The 20,996-nt window shown below is 59.1% G+C and carries 18 protein-coding genes and 1 pseudogene; 4 read left to right on the forward strand and 15 right to left on the reverse strand.

The features are described from left to right. Positions 1-13: 13 nt before the first annotated feature. The 3 genes from AC54XV_RS04475 to AC54XV_RS04485 all read right to left on the reverse strand — a co-directional run bounded on the left by AC54XV_RS04475 (position 14) and on the right by AC54XV_RS04485 (position 3,017). On the reverse strand, positions 14-790 hold the full coding sequence (locus AC54XV_RS04475) for an ATP-binding cassette domain-containing protein (protein WP_024638556.1): 777 nt from the start codon (positions 788-790) through the stop codon (positions 14-16). 10 nt (positions 791-800) lie between these two features. Next, the gene (locus AC54XV_RS04480; protein ID WP_024638555.1) at positions 801-1,745 is read right to left on the reverse strand and encodes a substrate-binding domain-containing protein; all 945 of its coding nucleotides are present in this window, start codon (positions 1,743-1,745) and stop codon (positions 801-803) included. 258 nt (positions 1,746-2,003) lie between these two features. Beyond that, entirely contained in the window at positions 2,004-3,017 is a 1,014-nt protein-coding gene (locus AC54XV_RS04485; RefSeq protein WP_058398845.1) for a LacI family DNA-binding transcriptional regulator, read from the reverse strand. Positions 3,018-3,726: 709 nt separating this feature from the next. On the opposite strand from AC54XV_RS04485, the gene AC54XV_RS04490 reads away from it, so the two are divergent. The 3 genes and pseudogenes from AC54XV_RS04490 (at position 3,727) to ospF (ending at position 8,177) form a co-directional block, all read left to right on the forward strand. Then, complete coding sequence (locus AC54XV_RS04490; RefSeq protein WP_181134016.1) at positions 3,727-5,835, forward strand: NUDIX hydrolase; 2,109 nt, start codon at positions 3,727-3,729, stop codon at positions 5,833-5,835. 105 nt (positions 5,836-5,940) lie between these two features. After that, complete coding sequence (locus AC54XV_RS04495) at positions 5,941-7,224, forward strand: cellulase family glycosylhydrolase (RefSeq protein WP_011266625.1); 1,284 nt, start codon at positions 5,941-5,943, stop codon at positions 7,222-7,224. Positions 7,225-7,388: 164 nt separating this feature from the next. Then, positions 7,389-8,177 (forward strand): annotated as a pseudogene (gene ospF / locus AC54XV_RS04500) (type III secretion system effector phosphothreonine lyase). Positions 8,178-8,271: 94 nt separating this feature from the next. On the opposite strand, the gene AC54XV_RS04505 reads toward ospF, so the two are convergent. The 12 genes from AC54XV_RS04505 to AC54XV_RS04560 form a co-directional block, all read right to left on the reverse strand. After that, complete coding sequence (locus AC54XV_RS04505; protein WP_003423093.1) at positions 8,272-9,348, reverse strand: protein-glutamate methylesterase/protein-glutamine glutaminase; 1,077 nt, start codon at positions 9,346-9,348, stop codon at positions 8,272-8,274. After that, positions 9,311-9,844 (reverse strand): chemoreceptor glutamine deamidase CheD, encoded by a 534-nt coding sequence (gene cheD, locus AC54XV_RS04510; protein ID WP_003403301.1) that lies wholly within the window; start codon positions 9,842-9,844, stop codon positions 9,311-9,313. Before cheD ends, AC54XV_RS04505 begins: the two co-directional genes overlap by 38 nt. After that, positions 9,841-10,650: a CheR family methyltransferase gene (locus tag AC54XV_RS04515; protein WP_024641241.1), complete on the reverse strand. Its 810-nt coding sequence runs from the start codon at positions 10,648-10,650 to the stop codon at positions 9,841-9,843. Before AC54XV_RS04515 ends, cheD begins: the two co-directional genes overlap by 4 nt. Before the next feature lie 9 nt (positions 10,651-10,659). Further along, positions 10,660-11,199 carry a chemotaxis protein CheW gene (locus AC54XV_RS04520; RefSeq protein WP_003403299.1) on the reverse strand — a complete coding sequence of 180 codons (540 nt, stop codon included), beginning with the start codon at positions 11,197-11,199 and terminating at the stop codon, positions 10,660-10,662. A gap of 36 nt (positions 11,200-11,235) precedes the next feature. Continuing rightward, positions 11,236-12,891, reverse strand: coding sequence for a methyl-accepting chemotaxis protein (locus AC54XV_RS04525; RefSeq protein ID WP_024638550.1), 1,656 nt, complete (start codon positions 12,889-12,891; stop codon positions 11,236-11,238). A 30-nt stretch (positions 12,892-12,921) separates the two neighbouring features. After that, positions 12,922-15,033, reverse strand: a complete 2,112-nt coding sequence (locus AC54XV_RS04530; RefSeq protein WP_496718021.1) for a chemotaxis protein CheA — start codon at positions 15,031-15,033, stop codon at positions 12,922-12,924. A gap of 46 nt (positions 15,034-15,079) precedes the next feature. Further along, complete coding sequence (locus AC54XV_RS04535; protein WP_003403294.1) at positions 15,080-15,370, reverse strand: STAS domain-containing protein; 291 nt, start codon at positions 15,368-15,370, stop codon at positions 15,080-15,082. Between the two features lie 23 nt (positions 15,371-15,393). Next, positions 15,394-15,762 (reverse strand): response regulator, encoded by a 369-nt coding sequence (locus AC54XV_RS04540; RefSeq protein ID WP_002553206.1) that lies wholly within the window; start codon positions 15,760-15,762, stop codon positions 15,394-15,396. Positions 15,763-15,771: 9 nt separating this feature from the next. Further along, the gene (locus tag AC54XV_RS04545; RefSeq protein ID WP_011266630.1) at positions 15,772-16,989 is read right to left on the reverse strand and encodes a methyl-accepting chemotaxis protein; all 1,218 of its coding nucleotides are present in this window, start codon (positions 16,987-16,989) and stop codon (positions 15,772-15,774) included. A 662-nt stretch (positions 16,990-17,651) separates the two neighbouring features. Then, positions 17,652-18,950, reverse strand: coding sequence for an NAD(P)/FAD-dependent oxidoreductase (locus AC54XV_RS04550; RefSeq protein WP_003392712.1), 1,299 nt, complete (start codon positions 18,948-18,950; stop codon positions 17,652-17,654). Positions 18,951-19,166: 216 nt separating this feature from the next. Next, a complete protein-coding gene (locus AC54XV_RS04555; protein ID WP_003317783.1) occupies positions 19,167-19,700 on the reverse strand; it encodes an MOSC domain-containing protein in 534 nt (177 codons plus the stop codon). Beyond that, a complete protein-coding gene (locus tag AC54XV_RS04560) occupies positions 19,697-20,326 on the reverse strand; it encodes a DUF1780 domain-containing protein (protein WP_060400845.1) in 630 nt (209 codons plus the stop codon). Before AC54XV_RS04560 ends, AC54XV_RS04555 begins: the two co-directional genes overlap by 4 nt. 126 nt (positions 20,327-20,452) lie before the next feature. Here AC54XV_RS04560 and AC54XV_RS04565 point away from each other — a divergent pair, with 126 nt between their 5' ends. Further along, complete coding sequence (locus AC54XV_RS04565; RefSeq protein WP_164990145.1) at positions 20,453-20,914, forward strand: hypothetical protein; 462 nt, start codon at positions 20,453-20,455, stop codon at positions 20,912-20,914. Positions 20,915-20,996 lie beyond the last annotated feature (82 nt).

The following is a 20,996-nucleotide window of genomic DNA, read 5'->3' on the forward strand; positions in this document are numbered from 1 at the left end:
GCGTCACATCCTTTCAGGCGCTAGCGGAGCGGGCAGTGAATTTATGCCCGACGATGAGTTCGACGACCTCGTTGAGGTCGGTGTCGGCGATCCTTCGCTCGGCCAGATTGGCGCCGTCATACATCACCATGAGGCGGTCGCAGACCAGAAACAGGTCCTGCAACCTGTGGGTGATCAGAATCACGCTGACGCCCTGGCGGCTGATGGTGCGAATCAACTCCAGCACCGCTTCGACTTCGGCTACCGCGAGGGCCGCGGTGGGCTCGTCCATGATCAGAACCTTGGGCCCGAAGGCTGCCGCGCGGGCAATCGCAACGGCCTGGCGCTGGCCGCCGGAAAGGTGTCGTACCTGCGCGCGGGTATCCGGAATGGTGATGCCCAATGCTTCGAGAATCTGCCGTGCTTCGCGGTGCATGCGCGTCTCATCGAGCAACGGCACGCCGAGCACGCGGCGCATCGGTTCGCGGCCCATGAAGAGGTTTCCGGCCACATCGACGGTGTCACACAGTGACAGGTCCTGGTACACCATCTGGATATGGCAGCGCTGCGCATCTGCCGGGCCGTTGAAACTGACTTCCTCGCCATCGATGGCGATTCGTCCGCTGGTCGGTATCACGGCACCTGACAGAATCTTGGTCAGCGTGGATTTGCCCGCGCCGTTGTCGCCCACCAGCCCCAGCACTTCACCGGGCTGCAACAGCAGATCGACACCGCGTAACGAGGCTATCGATCCGTAGTGTTTGGTGATGGCACTCATCTGTACCCGAGGCACTTCGCCAGGCGTCTGCATGCTGAGCCCCTTATTTGAATTCGGCGCGATAGGCTGCCAGGTTGGCTTTGGTCACCAGCGTGACGGGAATGCTCTGTTCGCGAGCCACGGTCTTTCCGGACAACAGCGCCAGCGCCGACTCCACCGCCGTCTTGCCCATGGCCTGGGTATTCTGTTGCACCACCACCGCGACAGAGCCGTCATCCAGACCCTGCACTGCCTGAGAGGACAGGTCCCACCCGAAAATCCTGACCCGCTCGCCGGCACCTTGCGACACGCTCGCGGCAACCGAGCCAATCAGGGCGGGTTCGCCAGTGGCATAAATGATCTGCAGATCAGGGTTGGCGGTCAGCAGGTTTTCCGCCGCAGCCTGGGCGGTGTCCTGCACATTGTTACCGTCGACGGTATTGACGATCTTCGCCTGGCTGGCGGTCTTCGCCAGACCCTCGCGGAAGCCGTCCAGACGCAGATTCTGCACATAAGAGCCGAGGGCTCCGACAACGCCGATGCTGGCTTTGCCCGCCAGTTCGCGGTTGATGTATTCGCCGGTGTACTGGCCGATCTGTCGGGCTGCCTCACGGTTATCCACGCCGACCTGCACGGCATTGTCGCCATTAATTACGGCATCGATTGCCACCACGGGTATTCCCGCCTGCGCGGCTGCGGTGACTGCCGGCTTGATACCGTTGACGTCGATGGCGCAGACCAGAATGGCGTCGACCTTGTCCTGAATATAGGCCTCGATGGCGTCGTTCTGGGCTGACGGATTGTCGTTGGCGTTGAACACCACCAGCTCTGCTCCGGCAGCGTTCGCCGCCGCCTGTGCGCCTTGGGTAATCTGGGTGAAATACAGCGCCTGTTGGTTGACCTGTACCAGAGCCAGACGTTTGCCGGTCTGGGCCTGAATGATGGGTGACAACGCCAAGGCCAAAACAACGCCAAGGGTCAGGGTGAAACGCTTGCTCAAACGCAGCATTGCCATCCTCCTAGCCTGATCGCCGATGTGGCAAATCAGATCGGTAAACCGGTTTACCAGTCGTCTCAAAAAAAAGACAAATGAGCTTTGTCTTCAGGTTTGAGAACTAGAGAAAGCAGATTGTGTGCCATTTTTTTCACGGTGCCTGCCAGTGACCGTACAGCCTTGATGCGCCACAGTTTTCCGCAATCATCGGCTTTTCAGGAGACAAACGGCAGTGCACCGATTTAATGCCGGGTGTTACCTGTTGCCCCGCAATCAGTCACTGCGCGTTGCTACCGTGCCCCGGCAGACCAGCTCTACGGGTACGCGCATGACGTCCTGTGCACAGTCACCGCCCGTCATTCGCTGCAGCAGCTGCGCCACCCCGAGACGGCCAAGCTCTCTGGAGGATTGACGGATGGTACACAGCGGCGGGGTCAGCAGGCTGGCGTACACGGCGTCGTCGAACCCCACCAGCGACATGGCGCCGGGCACGCTGATAGTGCGCTCACGCAGGACATCGAGCACGCCCAGGGCGATGAAGTCACTGGCGGCGAAAATCGCCTCCGGAGGGTCGGGCAGGGTGAGTAGCTGTGCGGTCGCGATACGCCCGAACTCACGGCTGTAATCCCCAAAGCACAGGTATTCCGGCACCTCTGCGATGCCCGCCAGCGCGAGCGCTTCCCGGTAGCCGGCATAGCGCTCGCGAGCACTCATCAAGGCCGACGGCCCGGACACATGAGCGATGCGTCGATGGCCATGGCGGATCAGATAGTCAGTCGCCAGGCGACCGCCCTGATGGTTGTCAGCGAAGACTTTGGGCTGCGAGGTGCCGGGAACGTCTTCGTCGAGCAGAATGATATTGCGGTAGCTCATCAGCTGACTGGCCAGCGTGCCGTCGTCCGGACGGTTGCTGACCAGTAGCAAGCCATCGACGTTACGTGAATCCAGCCAGCGCACAAACGTACTTTCGCGCTCAAGCAGGTTGCGGGTGACACACAGCACCAGGTTATAACCGTGTGCGGACGCCTCTTCCTCGGCCGCGTCTGCCAGCTCGGCAAAAAACGGGTTGGCGATGTCCGGCAGCACCAGGCCGATGGTCTCACTGCCGCCTTTGCTCAGGCGCCGGGCCAGACTGTTGCCCCGGTAGTCCAGCGCCTTGATCGCCGTATCGATACGCTTCGCGGTCTCCGGCGGCAGGCTGATGCTTCGGTTCAGATAGCGCGACACCGCAGCCTTGGAAAGACCTGCATGGTTGGCAACATCCTTGAGCGTTACGGGTCTGGTCATGGCGGTCGGCTTTGTGGCCTGAAAAACGAAGTATTGAAGTGAGGTGCCGGTATCTTCTCATGCGTGCCCGAACAGCCCGACGATTTTCTCTGCGGGTGACGTCGAAAAAATCCAGGCCGGGCATTGGTCGGCCAGCTATCGTTGACCTTCTGCACGTTTGCGACACGCTCTGCTTGAGCGAATGTGTGCCGTCTTGAGCTGTTGGTACGTAACTAAATATGGTGCATTATTTATATGTTGTCGTATGACTTATGTCTGATCACTTCATCACACACCACGATCATGCAAGTAGTCCAGATATTCCTTGCATTGGCTCTAAGACATTCGCCACGAATGTCGATCACTTACAGTGATAATTGTCCATTAAAGAAGCCTCTCTTGTTTGCTTAATGGAACCGCACAGCACACTGCGACACTCATTTACTCCATTTTCCAGTAAATGCAGGCGATGGGTGTTTGCGATGAATGCCATTCAGCCAATTATAAGCTCGGCTTATTTTCAATACTCTCTCGGTGATAGCAATTGGCTGCTTTCTTGGGGCTCTTCATTATCAACAGGCGTTATCCATGATTGGATCAATCCGAAAAGTGGCTATTTGCCTTGCGAGTATCGGCTGATCGCGTTCGAGTCTGATAAAGGTCCTGATGCCTGTAATTCCAGGGACGAATGTTCATCGCGAGCCCCAAGACGAACGTTCAGGAGTGCTTAATGATAAATCCCGTAAAACACAATTTTAGTCACCTTGGGTTTTCAAACGCTCAAAGTACCTCGGCACTGGGGCCTGCCAGTAATAAAGTGCCCAACTTTGTTTCGCGAGGGCGAGGCAAGGGAGTTCCAGTGGAGCAATTCAATACTGCCGAAGAGTGTCGTTTGGCGGGTCGGCAGGACAGCGTACTGGATTCGATAGACGGCAAAGAGTTCATGCGACTGCTGCAGAAGTACACGGCCTCTGAAACAACCGAAGAAGAATTTGCGGACCTGAGAGCCTCCATACCGCGCTACTCCATTGAGTTGGCCAAGTCGGATCAGCCTAAAGTGCTTTATCGGGGGATATCTCTGGATGATGAGGCGGCGTCGCTGTTACTGAATACCTCCAAGGGTTACCGCAGTCGCGAAATAGCCCATGGTCTTATTCACGGCCTGCGCGTGGTTAAAGGCGTTTACACCGCGACCGGGGTGGCCAGTGCCTCGACAGTGTCAAACGTTTCGCAAGGCTTTGCGCTGGTGAACGCGAAGAGGAAAAAAGAAACACCGGTTCTTTTTGTACTGAAAGCGATTCCTGCCGTTCCCGCGCTCAACCACAGTGGTGCAAAGGGTGTGACACTCAGTGAGAGCCGGTTGCCGTTATCGGCGGCCAGCAAGAGTGAACACGAAGTCATTCTGGATATCACCAACCGGTACGAAATTACGCAGGCTCGCCGGAGCGGTGAGTTTATTGTCGTCGACATGACGGTTTTAGGGCGGTCCAAGAGGGGAGGTGAATTCGCCCTCGTCGAGACTGACAAATGGAAACAACTTTCTGGCGCCAAGGGCTCTAATCCAGGTGGATTGTTTCAAGCGCCCAATGGCGTTAAGTGGTATGTGAAAACCAACCCGTCTGCCAATAGACTTCGAAACGAGGTGCTTGCCTCCAGACTGTACCGTGCCGCAGGAATCGATGTTCCTGACATAGAACTGGCGTCCCGCAAAGGCAAGCCCGCACTGATTTCAAAACTGATAGTAGGGAACCCCAAAGACCTCGATACGCTGGCAAAAAATAGTCAGTTGAAGTGCGGCTTTGCTGTGGATGCCTGGCTGGCGAACTGGGATGTCATCGGTCTGACGGGGGACAATGTCATCTTCAATCACCGTAACAAACCCGTGCGCATCGACCTTGGCGGTGCGCTGGTCTTCCGCGCCCAAGGGGAGCACAAGGGTAATCAGTTCGGTACCACGCCCATGGAGCTGGTCACGATGCTGTCTCGTGAAGACAATTCGTCCAGTCGTGCCTTCCGGAAAATCGAGCGTAATGACATCCGCGAGGGTATTGCAGCGATAGAAAAAATACCGGATGCGCGTATTGCCGCACTTTGCGCAGAACACGGCCCTGGCAATCACAGCGAACGCATTGAGCTCGGCAAGAGACTGATCAGTCGGAAGAAGTGGCTTGTCGATATGAAGCAGACGCTTCCTTATATTCATCGCCGAAAGAACGAGCGCGGCGATGTTGTCACTGTTAAAAAACCCACGTCACCCAGTGCGGCGGATACGTGGCGTGATCGATACGCAACCGCCGTTTTTGTACCTCACAGCGCTGTCCGTGGCAGCATGAACAACCTGCCGTTCAGATCATTTACACCCCCAGACACGATGGATGGCTGGCGCCGATTTACAACCCGGGCGGTCAACTTCACAGAGCCGGAATTCAAGCGTTCTCAGCACCTTGCTCCCGCCAGTGGAGCGATCATTTTTGAGCCCGACGGCAGGGTATGGATCACCGAGCCGACCAATCACCCGTTCGGCGCAACGCACGCTTTTCCCAAGGGAAAGCAGGAAGCCGGTCTGAACTTGAGGACCAATGCACTCAAGGAAGTCTACGAAGAGACGGGGCTTCTGGTGGAATTCCACGGCTTTATCGGTGACTACGACCGAACGACATCCCGTACTCGTTATTACCTTGCCAAACGCATAGATGGCATACCGTCCGATATGGGTTTTGAATCTCAAAGCGTCAAGCTGGCAAACATTACCGAGGCCAAAAGACTGCTACCCAACGCCGTGGATATTGCCATCTTGCGAGACGCAGAACGGGCTTATCTAAAGGGCCCTTTCAAATGAATTTCATCTGCTTGAACGCGTAAAGACGATAAAGAGGATTTCTGAAACCCTGTACAAAAAACCGTTCACCCAAACGCGTTACCTCCACAAAAAAGGAGTAATGAAATGAGTATGAATACCTCTGTAAACAACAACAGCCCGGGGTGGTCGCCTGTCTCGTCGGGCAACCTGGCTCCGAGTCCGGACTATTCAGGTAAGTCGTCGAGCAATGCCGTGCACTTTCTTCCTCCGGAAAGTACCCAGCGCTCGCCGAACACGGTGAGTTGGGGGAATGGCGCGCCGACAACCGCCACCGCCGGGAATGGACAAGCACGAGGGGGCGATCAAAGTGACTTGATCGAGGCGTTGACGACGCTGATTCAGGCGCTGCTGAAACGCTTGCTCGGTGATTCTTCCGCAAGTAACTCTTCTGCAAATAACCCTTCCGAGAACCCGTCCCCTGCTTCGTCCGGGCCAGGTCGGGCTTCTGCTTCTCCCGGCGGTGCTGCCAGTTCGACGCCAGACTCAGGACTGTCTGAGCAGTCAAATCAAGCCCAACCGTTCAATAACACTGGCTTGGGTTCTCATGGCGGCGCGAATACGGTTCCTGACCGGATTGCGTCTCCTGAGGCAGCGCAAAAAATGGTCGAAGACGTGAAAAATGCCGGAGGGGGAACACTTCGCATCCAGATGACCCATGACCAGATCAATGACCCGGCGCAAATGGCCAAACTCAAGGCGATGGTCGATGCCGGCGACAAACAAGGGGTCAAGATTCAGTTTACGTTTCGTGACAACGCCAATGGCGGCGGTGGCAATGTCTTGTCCGGCGACAAGCTCCAACAAGCCGCCGACGATGTCAAAAACGTGGTTTCTGCCCTTGGAAACCATCCGAGTTTTGTACTCGATACGTTCAATGAGGGCGGCAAGAGTGCCACTCAGGGTTGGGCCGATATGCAGAGCACGTTGATCAAGTCAGCCCGCGACGCTGGTTACAAAGGCGACATCGTGGTGGAGGACAGCAATTGGGGTGGTGGTCTGACGGCCGGCGGGGAAAGCGGGCTGGTCAAATACGCTGATCAGCTGAAAGCCGCCAACGGCAGCAACAACCCTGGCCTGATCGGCAGCATCCATGAGTACGCCAGCGGTGCTGATGCCTCTTCGCGTTTGTCATCGGAGATCAAGGCGCTTACGAGCGCGGGCTTCAAGCCGCAAATCGGTGAAGTCGGTAACGCCAACTGGACCGGGGGCGGTAACTTCGAACAGCGCGACGGCGCCAACCAGGCCGTGAAAGACAACATGGGCGCCCTGAAAGCGGCCGGGGCCGATGTGCTGCCATGGATGGACCAGTTCGAGAACGGCAAGATCAAACACGATGTCGGGTTCTCGAAAGGCGATCAGTTTTCCTGATCCTGCTTCATGGAACCTGTTTTACCTGTCGACCGCTCAGCGGGCAGCTATCTGCGAGGTCGTCAACGAGCAGTGCAGAGCGGCGAGTTGAAGAGGTTGCGCAGATGCTGCGCTATCTGCGCAACCCCCTTTTTCATGACCGATAAGTAGCAGGTATAAAAGCTATGCCTATCAACAGACCCGCCTTCAATTTAAAACTCAATACGGCAATTGCCCAGCGGACTTGAAGAAGGATGCAGGTGCGCAATTGCGCCGTTTGAATCAGAGCGAAGTGCGTGCCAATACACCGACACGTTTCGCCGTTCACCATCGTGCCCCCACTTATGACGTCGCACAAAGCGCGTTGGGTGAAAATCACGGTGGCTGGACTGCCGCCAATCATTTCAAGATGACGGGGTCTGAGGTCTTCATCCATATGGATCGCCTGGAGCCGAACTGCAAGGGGGAGTTTGCCGGAGACAAGATCCACCTCAGCGTTGCACCTGAGGATGTACCGCATGCATTCAATACTGCAGGCGAGCGACAGTCCGGTTGACTCGTGGAAAGTGACTGACATGAAATGCCTGCAAGCAGAGATGCCGGCGGCAAAGCAGCGCGTGGCGCTGGGCGCTCAGTTCACGATCTACGCCAAGCCCGACCGTGCAGACAACACCTACAGCCCAGAGTACATGGGCAAAATGAGGGGGATGATCAGCAGTATCGAACAGGAGTTGAGCGCCGCCGGTGTAAGGCAGAGCAGCCATCGCCCGGACTCCGATGTCTCCCCGGGGCACTGGAGCTATGCGTCTTATCGCAATGAGCATAAAAGCAACAGATCAGGGACTTCCAATCAGCACAGGAACCTGGAGGCCGAGCTTTTTTTCCAGTTGGTCTCATTCTCTGATGGGGCTTCAGGGTCATCGAGGTCCAGCGCTGACCATCAGGCCTTGCTGCCGCCGCCGTGGGCCCGGTAAGGCTGTTTTTCTGAGCATTGCCGTGCGACCGGGGTTTGTGTCGTGAAACGTGGGTGTCGAAAGAAACGCTGGCTGCACGGCGACAGCTTCGGGTTCACCGGTGCAGGATCGCCTGATGAATCTCCTGCAGCGGAATGATCCGCTGCGCCGCGTTCAGTTTGATCGCTTCCTTGGGCATGCCGAACACCACGCAGCTGGCCTCGTCCTGAGCCACTGTCGCGCTGCCGGCGTCGAGCATTTCCTTGAGCCCGCGTGCGCCGTCGTCGCCCATGCCGGTCATGATGATGCCGGTGGCGTTCTTGCCGGCGAATTTGGCCACCGAACGGAACAGCACGTCCACCGAAGGACGATGGCGGTTGACCAGCGGGCCGTCGATGACCTGGACGTGATAATAGGCGCCGCTGCGCGTGACCATCATGTGTTTACCGCCGGGGGCGATCAGCGCGAGGCCGGGCAGGATGCGGTCGTTGTTTCTGGCCTCGCGCACCTCGATCTGACTCAGGCTGTTCAGGCGTTCGGCGAACGATGCGGTGAATTTCTCCGGCATGTGCTGGACGATGACCATGCCGGGACAGACGCGGGGCAGGGCAGTCAGCACCGCTTCGAGTGCCTGGGTGCCTCCTGTCGAGGTGCCGATGGCGACGATACGTTCAGTGGTCTGCGCCATGGCATGGCCGCTGGCAGCTGGCAAAATGGCATCGGCGGTCAGTTTGCTGGCTGGGGTCAGCACCGGGGCGGCGGTGCGCTTGCCGAGGTTTCTGACGTTGGAGTTGGCTGCTGCGCGTACTGCTGCAACCAGCTCGGCGGCCGAATCGATGAGGAAGTTCTTCAGCCCGGTGGTGGGCTTGGTGATGATTTCCACCGCCCCGGCAGACAGCGCCTGCAATGAGGTTTCGGCGCCTTTCTGGGTCAGCGACGAGCAGATCACCACCGGCGTCGGCCGCTCGCTCATGATCTTCTTGAGAAAGGTGATGCCGTCCATGCGCGGCATCTCCACGTCCAGCACAATGACGTCCGGCCATTCCTGAGCGAGCTTGCTCATGGCAAATATCGGGTCTGACGCCGCGCCCATCACATGAATATCGGGGGTGTCGTTGAGAATGGCCACCAGTACCTGACGAACTACAGCCGAATCATCGACCAGCAGTACGCTGATTTTTTTGTTTGGCATCTTTTTCCATTGCTTCCATTGGTTGGTGCCTGACCCATACGTTTCCGTCCCACAGGTCGAAGATGATGCTGCGATGGCCGGTGCTGCCCAGGTCCTGAGCCATCAGTTTCAGGCGGTTCTGTTCGGCCAGTGCAAGCGCCGCGTGAACGTTGCTGTCAGCGACGTTACGCATGTGCGGGTCATGGCGATGAGCAGGAAACATTTCGCCGCCGCCAAACAGCTTGACCTGATATTCCTCCGGCAGCGTGCCATTGGCCAGTGCATGACGAATGAGTATTTCCATCGCTTCGTCAGCGTACCTGCCGTCCAGTGGCTGATGCCGGCGTATGCGCCCGGGTAGCATGAAGTGGCACATGCCGCCAATACGCCGCCACGGGTGCCAGAAGGTAATCGCCACGCATGAACCCAGCAACGTGCGCAGGCGAGTCGGCCGGGTCTGAAAGACCACTTCGCCAGGCCCCAGCACTATTTCGGCTACACCGACAGGCGTGTTCATGGTTTGCGGTAAATCGAAGGGGAGACCATTTTCAACATGTCATTCACACCGTTCAGGCTTTCCGAGTGGCTGATGATGAAATAGCCTCCTGGCTTGAGACGCGGGATCAACCGCGCGACCACTTTGCTTTTGGTTTCCTGATCGAAATAAATCATCACGTTGCGCAGGAAGATTACGTCGAACTCGCCCAGATCCGGCAGGGTGTCATTGAGATTGACCTGCACGAAACTGACCCGGCTGCGCAACGACTTGTCGATCAGGAAGGTCCCTTCCTGGCGACCTGTGCCTTTCAGACAATATTTGAACAGCAAAGGTTGCGGCAACGTCTCGGTACGTTCCATAGGGTAGTGACCGCTGCGCGCCTTGCTCAGCACGCGGGTGCTGATGTCCGAGCCGACCACTTCCCAAGGGGCAGTACCCAGTTGCTCGGCCAGGGTCATTGCCAGGCTATAGGGCTCTTCGCCAGACGAACTGGCGGCGCTCCAGATGCGGAATACCTTGCCGGGTGTGACCTTGGTCAGCACCTGCTGACGCAGAAAATCGAAGTGCTTGGGTTCGCGGAAGAAATACGTTTCATTGGTGGTCAGCAGGTCCAGCGCCACTTGCAGCTCGCCGTTGCGCTGATCGTTCATGATTAGCTTGAAATACTCGCCATAGCTGTCCAGCTCGTAATGCTTGAGACGCTTGAACAGGCGGCCGGCAACCAGCGCTTTCTTGGCCAGCGTCAGTTTGATGCCCGCAGCGTTGTACAGCCAGTTCTGGAACTGGCCGAATTCGCGATCGGTGAGCGACGCTGTATCAGGCATGTGCAGACCTCACGTCGCGTCGACGTCGGGCGGCAGCGACTGGCCTGCTTCGGCAAGGCTGGACATTTCATCGATGGACAACACGCGGTCGACCTCGAGAACGATCACGAACTTGCCGTCGACCTTGGCCATGCCGCTGATGAAGTCGGCGCGAATTCGCGCACCGAAGTTCGGCGGCGGCTCGATCTGCGACGCCGGAATCTCCAGCACCGCCGAGACATTGTCGACCAGCAGGCCGATGTCCTGCGGCTGGCCGTCCTCACTGTTGGCCTCGATGATGATCACGCACGAGCGCCGGGTGATGGCCGAGTTCTGTCGCCCGAAGCGCGCCGACAGATCAACCACAGGCACCACAGCGCCGCGCAGATTGATCACCCCGCGCACGAAGGCGGGCATCATCGGCACCACCGTCAGGCTGCCGTACTCGATGATTTCCTTGATGCCCAGAATGCCGATGGCGAACATCTCGCCACCGAGCATGAAAGTCAGGTACTGCGCCTCTTCTTCGACCGTCGCTGCGGTCTGCCGAGTCGTGACCAATGAGCCCATGTCGTTCTCCCCTGGAGTCTCTATCGAAGCCGGCAATCAGAAACGGGTAAATTCCGATTCGTCCGGGGCGCCCGCCATGCTTTGCGCAAATGCCTTGCGCGGAGCCTGTTGCGGTGGCCGCGGAGGCTGACGGTTCGGGCTGTTGCGGCTGTCGAAAGTAGCGCTCTGTGCGACGGCCCTTGGCGATGCGTCGAGGGTGAAGAAACTCATGGCCTGTTGCAGTTGTTCGGCCTGGCTGCTCATTTCTTCAGCCGTAGCTGCCAGTTCTTCGCTGCTCGATGCGTTTTGCTGGGTGACCTGGTTGAGCTGGGTCATGGCGGTGTTGATCTGCGCTACACCGGCTGCCTGCTCTTCCGACGCTGCACTGATTTCCTGCACAAGGTCGGAGGTTTTGTTGATCGAGGGCACCATTTCGTCCAGCAGCTTGCCGGCCTTCTCGGCCATGTCCACGCTGCTCGACGACAGCTCACCGATTTCCTGCGCGGCCACCTGGCTGCGCTCGGCCAGCTTGCGCACCTCGGCGGCCACTACCGCGAACCCCTTGCCATGTTCGCCGGCGCGCGCGGCTTCGATGGCGGCGTTGAGAGCGAGCAGGTTGGTCTGGTAAGCGATATCGTCGATGATGCTGATGCGCTGGGCGATTTTCTTCATCGCCACGACGGTCTGCTGCACCGATTCGCCGCCATCGGTGGCTTCCTTGGCGGCCTTGCTGGCCATGCCATCGGTGACTTTGGCGTTCTCGGTGTTCTGGTTGATGCTGGCGCTCATCTGCTCGACCGATGCGCTGGTCTCTTCGACGCTGGCGGCCTGCTCGCTGGTGGCCTGGCTCATCGACTGTGCAGTGGCGCTGACTTCTTCCGAAGCGCTGGCCAGGTTGTCGGCGGCATTACGCACTTCGCCGATGATGTGCGACAGCTTGCCGACCATGTTGCGCATGGCGTTGAGCACCATGCCGGTCTCGTCCCTGGAACCGTGGCCGATGTGGGCGTTGAGATTGCCCTCTGCCAGTTGCTCGGCGGCCGTTGCGGCCTCTTTCAGCGGGCGGGAGATTATCCGGGCGATGAACAGCGCCAGACCCAGGCCGATCAGCAAGGCTGCAATCAGTACCACGATGATCGAGATGCGGGAGGTTTCGTACAGGCTGGTGCCTTTGTTGCCAGCGATAGTCGCGCCAGCTTCATTCAGCTCGACCATTTTTTGCAGCTGAGTGGTCACTTCATCGAAATGCGTCTTGGATTCGCCCTTGAGCAATGCCCGCGCCTGAGCCTCCAGGTTTTGGCGTGACTGATCGAACAGGTCGTTGCTGACCTTCAGGTAGGCGGCCCATGACGCGCTCACGCTATTGAACAACTGACGATCGTCATCACTGGAAATCAACTTGTCGTAAATGGCCAGGCGGGTTTCGAACTGTTTGCGAGAGTCCGCTGCTTCCAGCTCCATCTGCGCCTTTTCCTGGGCGGTGTCGGCTGCAATATGGCGGTTTTCCTTCAGGCGGTAATTGGCGGCGAAGAAGCGCATGCCCGCGGCCGCCCGCATGGACGGCATCCAGTTTTCCTTGATGTCCTGAGCGGCCTGGTTGACCTGGCCGAGCTGGATGATGGCAAAGACTCCCATGGCCGCGGTCAACGCCAGAACCACCAGAAACGAGGTAATCAGCTTGGTGGAAATCTTCAGATCGTAGAACCATTTCATTGAAGTAACTCCTTGGGAATTGCGAATCCGTCAGCGAGAAGTGGGCAGCAGGAATTGAGGCGCCTGGGTCGAGCGGGCCTCCATGTGTACGATCTGGTTGAGCAGGGCGGGAATGTCGAGAATCAACGCCACCGCGCCACTGCCCAGGATCGTCGAGCCGCTGATGCCGCGCAGTGCGCCGAACAGCTTGCCCAGAGGTTTGATAACGGTTTGGAACTCGCCCAGCAGGTCATCGACCACCAGCCCGGCCTTGTGCTCGGCGTAACGCACCACCACCACGTTCTGACGCCTGGCGGCCGGGCCTTCGTGATTGAAGTGGTCGCGCAGGTAGACCAGCGGCAGCACTTCGCCACGCAGGTCCAGGTAGCCGCTGTCGCGGGTCAACTGCCGGTTGTGTTCGTCCAGCTCGATGCATTCCTGCACCATGTCCAGCGGGATCACGTAAGTCGACTGATCGATACCGACCAGAAAGCCGTTGATGATCGCCAGCGTCAGCGGCAGGCGGATGCGCACGATGGTGCCCTGACCGGGCTGACTGTCCAGATCCACCGTGCCGCGCAGCAAGGTGATGTTGCGCTTGACCACGTCCATGCCGACACCACGCCCCGAAAGGTTGGTGACGGCCTCGGCAGTGGAAAAGCCGGGCTCGAAAATCAGGTTGTAGATTTCCTGATCGGTGAGGCTTGCGCCGGCCGCCACCAGTCCGCGTTGCTGGGCCTTGTCGAGGATGCGCTCGCGGTTGAGTCCGGCCCCGTCGTCGGCGATTTCAATGACGATGCTGCCCGAGTCGTGGTACGCGTTGAGGCTCAAATGACCTTTGGCCGGCTTGCCTGCCGCGCGACGTGCTTCGGCGCTCTCGATGCCGTGGTCCATGGAGTTACGCAGCAGGTGCATGAGCGGGTCGCCGATCTTTTCGACGACGGTCTTGTCCAGTTCGGTCTCCGCACCATTGATGATCAGGTCGATGTCCTTGCCCAGTTCCTGGCTGACATCGCGCACCACGCGGCGGAAGCGATTGAAGGTGTCGCCGATGGGGATCATGCGCAGGTGCAGCGCGCCATCCAGAATCTGCTCGACCAGCCCCGACACCGTCGAGCTGGCTTCCTGAAGCGGGTCGTTGTCGCACGACTTGGCCAGCAGGCTGGCGCCGGCGCTGGCAATGACCAGCTCGCCGACCAGATTGATCAGCTCGTCGAGCTTGTCGGCGTTGACGCGCACATAGCGGCCATCCTTGTTTTTCTGCTCGCTGGCCGAGACGGGGCGCTCCACAGCCGTTGCCGTTGCCGTTGCCGGCGTACGTGGCACTGCGCGCTGATCGCCCAGCAGTTCGCCGCTGGCCACCACATGGCTGTGCTCGGGCTGCGAGACCAGTTCGGTACCGGTAGGCCCGACGTGGTCTGGCGTCTCGTTCACCGGGGTGATTTCCACGGCGCAGTCTTCACGCACGAAATCGAAGACTTCGTTGATCGCGGCGTGACCGGCGGCCGAGCGGAAATCTATTTCGAAACCCAGGTGGCAGGATTCCGGGTCCCACGCCTCAACTGTTGGAATACTGTCAGTCAGCGTCGTGACCTGGACCATCTGCCCCAGGGTATTGAGGTAGCGCAGGAACGACAGCGGGTCCATGCCGTTGCGAAACACATCCACGCCAAAACGTAGCGAGATATGCCAGAGCACGTCGGCTGACTGTTCATCATCGCTGACGACCTGCGCACTTGCGATGTCAGCGGCGCTGGCGCTGGCCGGTGCCTGGAAGACCTGCAACGCCTGACGCAGCGCTGCCTCGCGCTCCAGTGCAGGTTGCTGCAGTTGCTCGCCACGGCTGGCGACCACGTCGATCAACTCAAGCATGTGATCGCCGGATTTGAGCAGCACGGCGATCAGCTCGGCGTTCACCGAAACACTGCCTTCACGCAGGCGATCCAGTACGTCCTCGACGATGTGAGTAAAACTGACGATAGGCGTCAGCCCGAACAGTCCGGCCGAGCCTTTGATGGTGTGCGCTGCGCGGAAGACCGCGCCGATCGCGTCCAGGTCGCCGGGCTCGCTTTCGAGTTGCAGGAGGGATTCCTCCATGGCCTGCAAAAGCTCTCGCGCTTCAACGATGAACGTCTGCTGTGCCTGATCGAGATTAATACTCACGATGACTTCCTTGATCGATCACTGGGCAGTACTGCAAATGGACGCGCTACAGCACGACACCCGGATTACATAACTCGAAGGTTTCACTGACTGCCTTGCTTTGCCCGGTCAGGTGCAGCGAAGTCCCGGTCTTGCCGGCTTCACGCTGGATCACTGCCAGCAGTTGCAGGCCGGCGCCGTCCATCTCGGTGACCTGTGAAAGGTCAACTTCCAGGCGTGCCGCAGCGCCGATCTGTGGCAATAGCCTGGCGGCCAGTTCGGTCACGGTGTAGATCGTCAACTCGCCGTCGATCTGCACGCGTGCAGTGTCGTTGGCGCTCTCGTCTGGCGTGGGCATGCTGGCCTCCAGGGACCTGGGTCTCAGGGCAGGATGAGCTTGGAAACCGCTGCGAGCATTTGTGCCGGCTGAAACGGTTTGACGACCCACGCCTTGGCGCCTGCGGCCTGACCTTCGGCCTTTTTCGATTCCTGGGATTCTGTGGTCAGCATGATGATGGGCGTGAACTTGTAGCTGGCCAGCTTCTTCACTTCCTTGACGAAAGTAATGCCGTCCATGTTCGGCATGTTAACGTCGCTGATGATCAGGTGCACTTTCTGCCCGGTGAGCTTGCCCAGTGCATCCTTCCCGTCACAGGCTTCGATAACGTCGTATCCGGCACTCTTCAGCGCGATACCGACGACTTGCCGGACGCTGCTTGAATCGTCGACCACCAATACACTCTTAGCCATGATTTACTCCTAGAAAAACGTGATTTCCTGCGAATCCTGCTGTGCTGCCGATTCACCTCGGTGAGTGCGACGTTGCTCGTCGGTCGCGTAGGTGGACTCCATGCGCGCCAGCCATTGCCGGGCGTCGATGGCGACCGCCTCATCAGGGGATTGGCTAGCCTGCAGAAGGTGCGCGTGCAGCGAGTCGATGTTGTCGCGTACGTGGGCGAGAATCTGGCTGACCCGGTCCTGAAACTGCAGGTTCACCAGGACCTCGGTCATTTCGTCGCGAATCCCGTAGCTCTCCTGCTTGAGCAGGTCGGCGGACTCGGCCAGACGACCGGTGATGCTCTGGAAGCGCTCCAGTACGTTCTGAATGCTTTGTTCGGAAGCGGCCACCGAATGGCTGTCCTGATCGGCACCGCTCGATGCGGCCTGCACCAGCTGGGTGATGGCGTTGTTGATGATGTCGACCTTGGCGGACATCTGCTGACCGGTTTCGCTGGACTTGCTCGACAGGCTGCGCACCGCGTCGGCCACCACGGCAAAGCCGCGACCCGCTTCACCGGCACGCGCCGCCTCGATGGCCGCGTTGAGGGCCAGCAGGTTGGTCTGTGCGGCAATCGCCGCAACGTCGGCGGCCATGGTGCGCAATTCGCCGGTGTAGGCGGTGAGGCTGCGCACCTGGGAGAGCGTCTGGTCGCGGCTGGCCTGAGTGGATTTGAGCGAGTCGATTACCCGGCTTAGTTCGCTGTCGCTTTGCGACAACACTTTCAGCGCACCATCGGCATTCTGACCGTCCAGCTCACCGGCAGCGTGCTGCGACGCCTGCACGGTTTCCTGCAGGCGCTCGGAAATGCCCATGAAACGCGTGCTCAATTCGACAATCGCGGTTTCGGTCTGCTGGCGCGAGCTCTCGACCTGCTTGGCCCAGATCGGCATGGCACCGAGGAGGATTTCATTGAACTGGACATTGGACGCCATTGCGCTGCTTTGAGCGCTATGCGCCTGGTGGTGATCCAGCGCCTGAGCCACGGCGCGGCGCACTTGGGTCTGTTGGGAGCGGGCGGCCAAGGCACAGGCGCCGAGACCGATCGCCAGCAGTGCAGCACACGCCACCAGATTGGCCGTACCCGTGCCGAACTGCGTGAGAATCCAGGCAATGGCGGGTATGACAGGAATGAGTGAGAACCAGATGAAACGCGGATGATTTTCTGCAGGAGCACTACTGTATTGATTCGACATCATGGGTTCGATCCCTGAACAGTGCAGCGTTGTACACGACTCAATGGTTATCTGCGCGCCGCAGACAAACTTGATACCAGTACGAGAGCCTTCCGTCCGGTCGCTTGGCGCACAACCCGATCCTGTTAAAAATAGCGGGTATTCGGGGCATCGCAAGTCGGCGCAGCGAACGCGTTGGCAGAACAGCCGGATTCACTAGGGAGAGGACGCAGAGCGTCCGGAAAGGCATGCGACGCAGAGCGCCGCACGATAGTGAGATGATCGTTCCGCACGCTCCAGCGTGTGAATGCAGTTCACGACGCTCCGCGTCGCAAGAGGACGCGGAGCGTCCGGAATGGCATACGACGCAGAGCGCCGCACGATAGTGAGATGATCGTTCCGCACGCTCCAGCGTGGGAATACGGTTCACGACGCTCCGCGTCGCAAGAGGACGCAGAGCGTCCGGAAAGGCATGCGACGCAGAGCGCCGCACGATAGTGGGGTGATCGTTCCTCACGCTCCAGCGTGGGAATGCAGTTCACGACGCTCTGCGTCGTCAAGAGGAGGCGGAGCGTCCGGAATGGCATGCGACGCAGAGCGCCGCACGATAGTCGAGATGATCGTTCCTCACGCTACGGAGCATGGGCACGATAGTGTTTTCCCGTACGCCTCTCGTCTGGTGTGGCTTAGTGCAGCTTCATCCGCGGCTCGGTGCCTTTACCGATCTTGCTGCCCAGCATCAGCATCAGGGTACGGAAGGTGCCGTACAGCGCCATCTGGTGCATGCGGTACAGCGACACGTAGAACATCCGCGCCAGCCAGCCTTCAAGCATCACGCTGCCCATCAGGTTACCCATCAGATTGCCGACGGCCGAGAAGCTCGACAGCGAGATCAGCGAGCCGTAGTCCTTGTAGGTGTACTCCGGCAATGTCTTGCCTTCAATCCGCAAGCGTAGCGATTTGACCAGCAAGGATGCCTGCTGGTGGGCGGCCTGAGCGCGCGGCGGGACGTTGCGGTCGGTGCCTTTTTGCGGGCAGGCCGCGCAGTCACCGAAGGCGAAGATATTTTCGTCACGGGTGGTTTGCAGCGTCGGCAACACTTGCAACTGATTGATCCGGTTGCTTTCCAGGCCATCCAGCTCATGCAGGAAGGCCGGGGCACGAATACCTGCCGCCCAGACCTTCAGGCTGGCCGGGATGACCTGCCCGGTAGCGGTGATCAAGCCATCAGCCGTCACTTCACTGACTGCTGCATTGGTCAGTACCGTCACGCCGAGCTTTTCCAGCGTCTTGTGCACCGGCGCGCCGATGCGCTCGGGCAGCGCGGGCAACACCCGTGGCCCGGCTTCGATCACCGTGATGCGCAGGTTTTCCGGCTTGATCTGACCCAGCCCGTAAGCCGCCAGCTCATGTGCCGCGTTGTGCAGCTCTGCCGCCAGCTCGACACCGGTTGCACCGGCACCCACGATGGCCACGGTGATTTCCTGCGCGCTGTCGGCCTGGCCGGCGTGGGCGCGCAGGTAGTGGTTGAGCAGTTGCTGGTGAAAGCGCTCGGCCTGTTTGCGGCTGTCAAGAAACAGGCAGTGCTCTGCCGCGCCCTTGGTGCCGAAGTCGTTGGTGGTGCTGCCCACGGCGATGACCAGCGAGTCGTAACCCAGGCTGCGTGCCGGAACCAGTTCTGCGCCGTTTTCATCCAGCGTCTCGGCCAGATGAATCTGGCGGCTGGCGCGGTCCAGACCGGTCATGCGCCCGAGCTGAAACTGAAAGTTGTTCCACTTGGCCTGAGCCACGTAGTTCAGCTCGTCCTCATACGAGTTGAGCGAACCGGCAGCCACTTCGTGCAACAGCGGTTTCCAGATATGCGTCAAGTTGGCATCAACCAGCGTGACACTGGCCGTGCCTTTCTTGCCAAGGGTCTTGCCCAGACTGGTAGCCAGCTCCAGACCGCCAGCGCCTCCGCCAACGATAACAATACGATGCGTCATAAGGATTACTCGGAAGGTTTAAGGAATTCGGGGGGAGCTCGATCTTCGCGAGCGCAAGGCAGCTCATAGCGTCAGAAGGCTCAATAAAGGGTTCATCACCACACTGCCCGGGTCAGGAGCGGCCTGCGCTCGACTGGATGCCGGTGTGCCTGAAGGTACTCTTCGACACACCTTTGCGGTTCCGGGTTCAGGTGTCTGCTCAATTTATCCCTTGTCTCAGGCGTGCTGTCGGGCAGGGGGCCAGGGATCGGTGATTTCCAGCGGCTCGACCTGCAGCGTATCGTCCAGGCGGATGATTCCGCTTTGTAACACTCGCGCAGTGATTCCACCATGCCCGCGCACCGCCTGGAACGTCCCGTGACCAAGACGCTGCTCAAGTCGCGCACACGGCTGACACCAGCCGGTGGTTTCGAAAATCGCCTGACCGATCCGGAAACGTCGATTCTTCAGGCTGAACAGGTTGATGCCGCTGATCACCAGATTGCGCCGCAAATCCTGCGGCACGATAGGGTTATCCGCCGCGCGGTTCAGCAACGAGCCAACCACTGCCAGATGTTCCCACTGGATCAACGTCACCTGCCGCGCATTGCGCGGGCCGGGCCGCGAGTGATCGCCGGTCAGACCTGCTTCACGACGTGCTTCCACGGCATCCAGCTCGATCATCTCGACCCGCGATTGCGGACGCACGCCGATCCAGCGCACACGACCTTGTTGAGGCACATCGGCCAGCAGTTCCTGCAAGGGGCTCATAAACTGATTCCAACATCGAAAACGACACTGCGCCCCAGATTGGTACGCAGAAAATCCGGAGCGCCCGGATGCGCGAACAATACCCGAGCGAAGGTCGGCCCCACCAGCGACAACGAGCGCCAGCCCTGACGCAAGTACTCGGTCGGTGGTGGAAAGTGACTGTTGAGGTCCAGCACCTCGCGCTTGAGGCTGGCGAAGGCGATGATATCCAGCCCGCCCAGATCAATGCCGCGTTCGCGATAGTTGGTGGATTTCTTGCGCAGGGTAGGGGCGAGTCGGTGCAGCAGGTCAGAGGCCGGAATCCGCTTGGGCTTGGCCTCCCGACGTACCAGTTGGCTCAACGAGAACGCGCTTCGTCGTCGCGCCAACTCCTCGCGCCACTCGTCATTAAGACGCCGCCCCTCATCCAGCACGAAAAACACCTCGAAGCGCCCGTCACGAAACAGCACATCCGGCGGCTCCTGAGTGGCAGGCGTGAAGTCCTCATTGCGATGGGCAATGTTCAGCCCCTGCAACAGGCGCTGACAAACCCAGCGCTCACGCTCCCACTTCCGCGCATTGGAAAGAAAGGCGTTGGCTTGTTCGGCCTGGATCGTCAACAGGCGCAGGTAGTCTGAGTCATCCATAGGGCCAAGCTTAGCGTTCAAGTTGCCATGACTGGAAGAGTGAATGCAGGGGTGTAGACTGGCAATTCATTTTTTGATCGCGTGCGATAAATGTCCGCAGGCGCTGCTTTTATCGAGGATCGACCTGTGAAGCTCCTGCCCATCCTGCTGCTGGCCTTGCTGCCCCTCACCGCCAATGCGCTGCAAGTCGGCGAGCGCCTGTCCTCCTGGACACTGCTCGATCAATACGATCAACCCTACACCCTGAACAACCAGACGCAAACCCTGCTGGTCGCACGCAGCATGGACGCCGCCAAGTTGGTGAATGCCGCCCTTCAGGACAAGCCAAAAGGCTTTCTGGAATCACGCCACACGGTGTTTGTCGCTGACATCCAGAAAATGCCAACCATCATCGCCAACATGTTCGCCATCCCCAAAATGCGTGACTACAGCTATCGCGTGATGCTTGATCGAGACGCGCGCATCGTGCCGCAGTACGCAGGCGATGACGATAAGGTGCTGTGGTTACAGTTGCGCGACGGGCAGTTGGTCAGTCAGCAGCAGTTTGGCAGTGCTGATGCGTTGACGGCTGCGTTGGACCGTAAATGATCGCGAGACATGAGCGTCGTGGGAGCGAGCTTGCTCGCGAAAGGGCCATCACAGGCGTCCTGAGATGCGGCTGAAAGATAGC

The sequence above is a fragment of the Pseudomonas fragariae (ex Marin et al. 2024) genome, from assembly GCF_059621105.1.

Bases quoted from the DNA above. Each gene is read 5' to 3' on its own strand.
- AC54XV_RS04560 (WP_060400845.1), bottom strand. From the start codon at position 20,326: ATGGATGACTCAGACTACCTGCGCCTGTTGACGATCCAGGCCGAACAA.
- AC54XV_RS04540 (WP_002553206.1), bottom strand. From the start codon at position 15,762: ATGGCTAAGAGTGTATTGGTGGTCGACGATTCAAGCAGCGTCCGGCAA.
- AC54XV_RS04490 (WP_181134016.1), top strand. From the start codon at position 3,727: ATGATAAATCCCGTAAAACACAATTTTAGTCACCTTGGGTTTTCAAAC.
- AC54XV_RS04520 (WP_003403299.1), bottom strand. From the start codon at position 11,199: ATGGGCTCATTGGTCACGACTCGGCAGACCGCAGCGACGGTCGAAGAA.
- AC54XV_RS04505 (WP_003423093.1), bottom strand. From the start codon at position 9,348: ATGCCAAACAAAAAAATCAGCGTACTGCTGGTCGATGATTCGGCTGTA.
- AC54XV_RS04525 (WP_024638550.1), bottom strand. From the start codon at position 12,891: ATGAAATGGTTCTACGATCTGAAGATTTCCACCAAGCTGATTACCTCG.
- AC54XV_RS04555 (WP_003317783.1), bottom strand. From the start codon at position 19,700: ATGAGCCCCTTGCAGGAACTGCTGGCCGATGTGCCTCAACAAGGTCGT.
- cheD (WP_003403301.1), bottom strand. From the start codon at position 9,844: ATGAACACGCCTGTCGGTGTAGCCGAAATAGTGCTGGGGCCTGGCGAA.
- AC54XV_RS04485 (WP_058398845.1), bottom strand. From the start codon at position 3,017: ATGACCAGACCCGTAACGCTCAAGGATGTTGCCAACCATGCAGGTCTT.
- AC54XV_RS04515 (WP_024641241.1), bottom strand. From the start codon at position 10,650: ATGCCTGATACAGCGTCGCTCACCGATCGCGAATTCGGCCAGTTCCAG.
- AC54XV_RS04475 (WP_024638556.1), bottom strand. From the start codon at position 790: ATGCAGACGCCTGGCGAAGTGCCTCGGGTACAGATGAGTGCCATCACC.
- AC54XV_RS04545 (WP_011266630.1), bottom strand. From the start codon at position 16,989: ATGATGTCGAATCAATACAGTAGTGCTCCTGCAGAAAATCATCCGCGT.
- AC54XV_RS04495 (WP_011266625.1), top strand. From the start codon at position 5,941: ATGAGTATGAATACCTCTGTAAACAACAACAGCCCGGGGTGGTCGCCT.
- AC54XV_RS04550 (WP_003392712.1), bottom strand. From the start codon at position 18,950: ATGACGCATCGTATTGTTATCGTTGGCGGAGGCGCTGGCGGTCTGGAG.
- AC54XV_RS04535 (WP_003403294.1), bottom strand. From the start codon at position 15,370: ATGCCCACGCCAGACGAGAGCGCCAACGACACTGCACGCGTGCAGATC.
- AC54XV_RS04480 (WP_024638555.1), bottom strand. From the start codon at position 1,745: ATGCTGCGTTTGAGCAAGCGTTTCACCCTGACCCTTGGCGTTGTTTTG.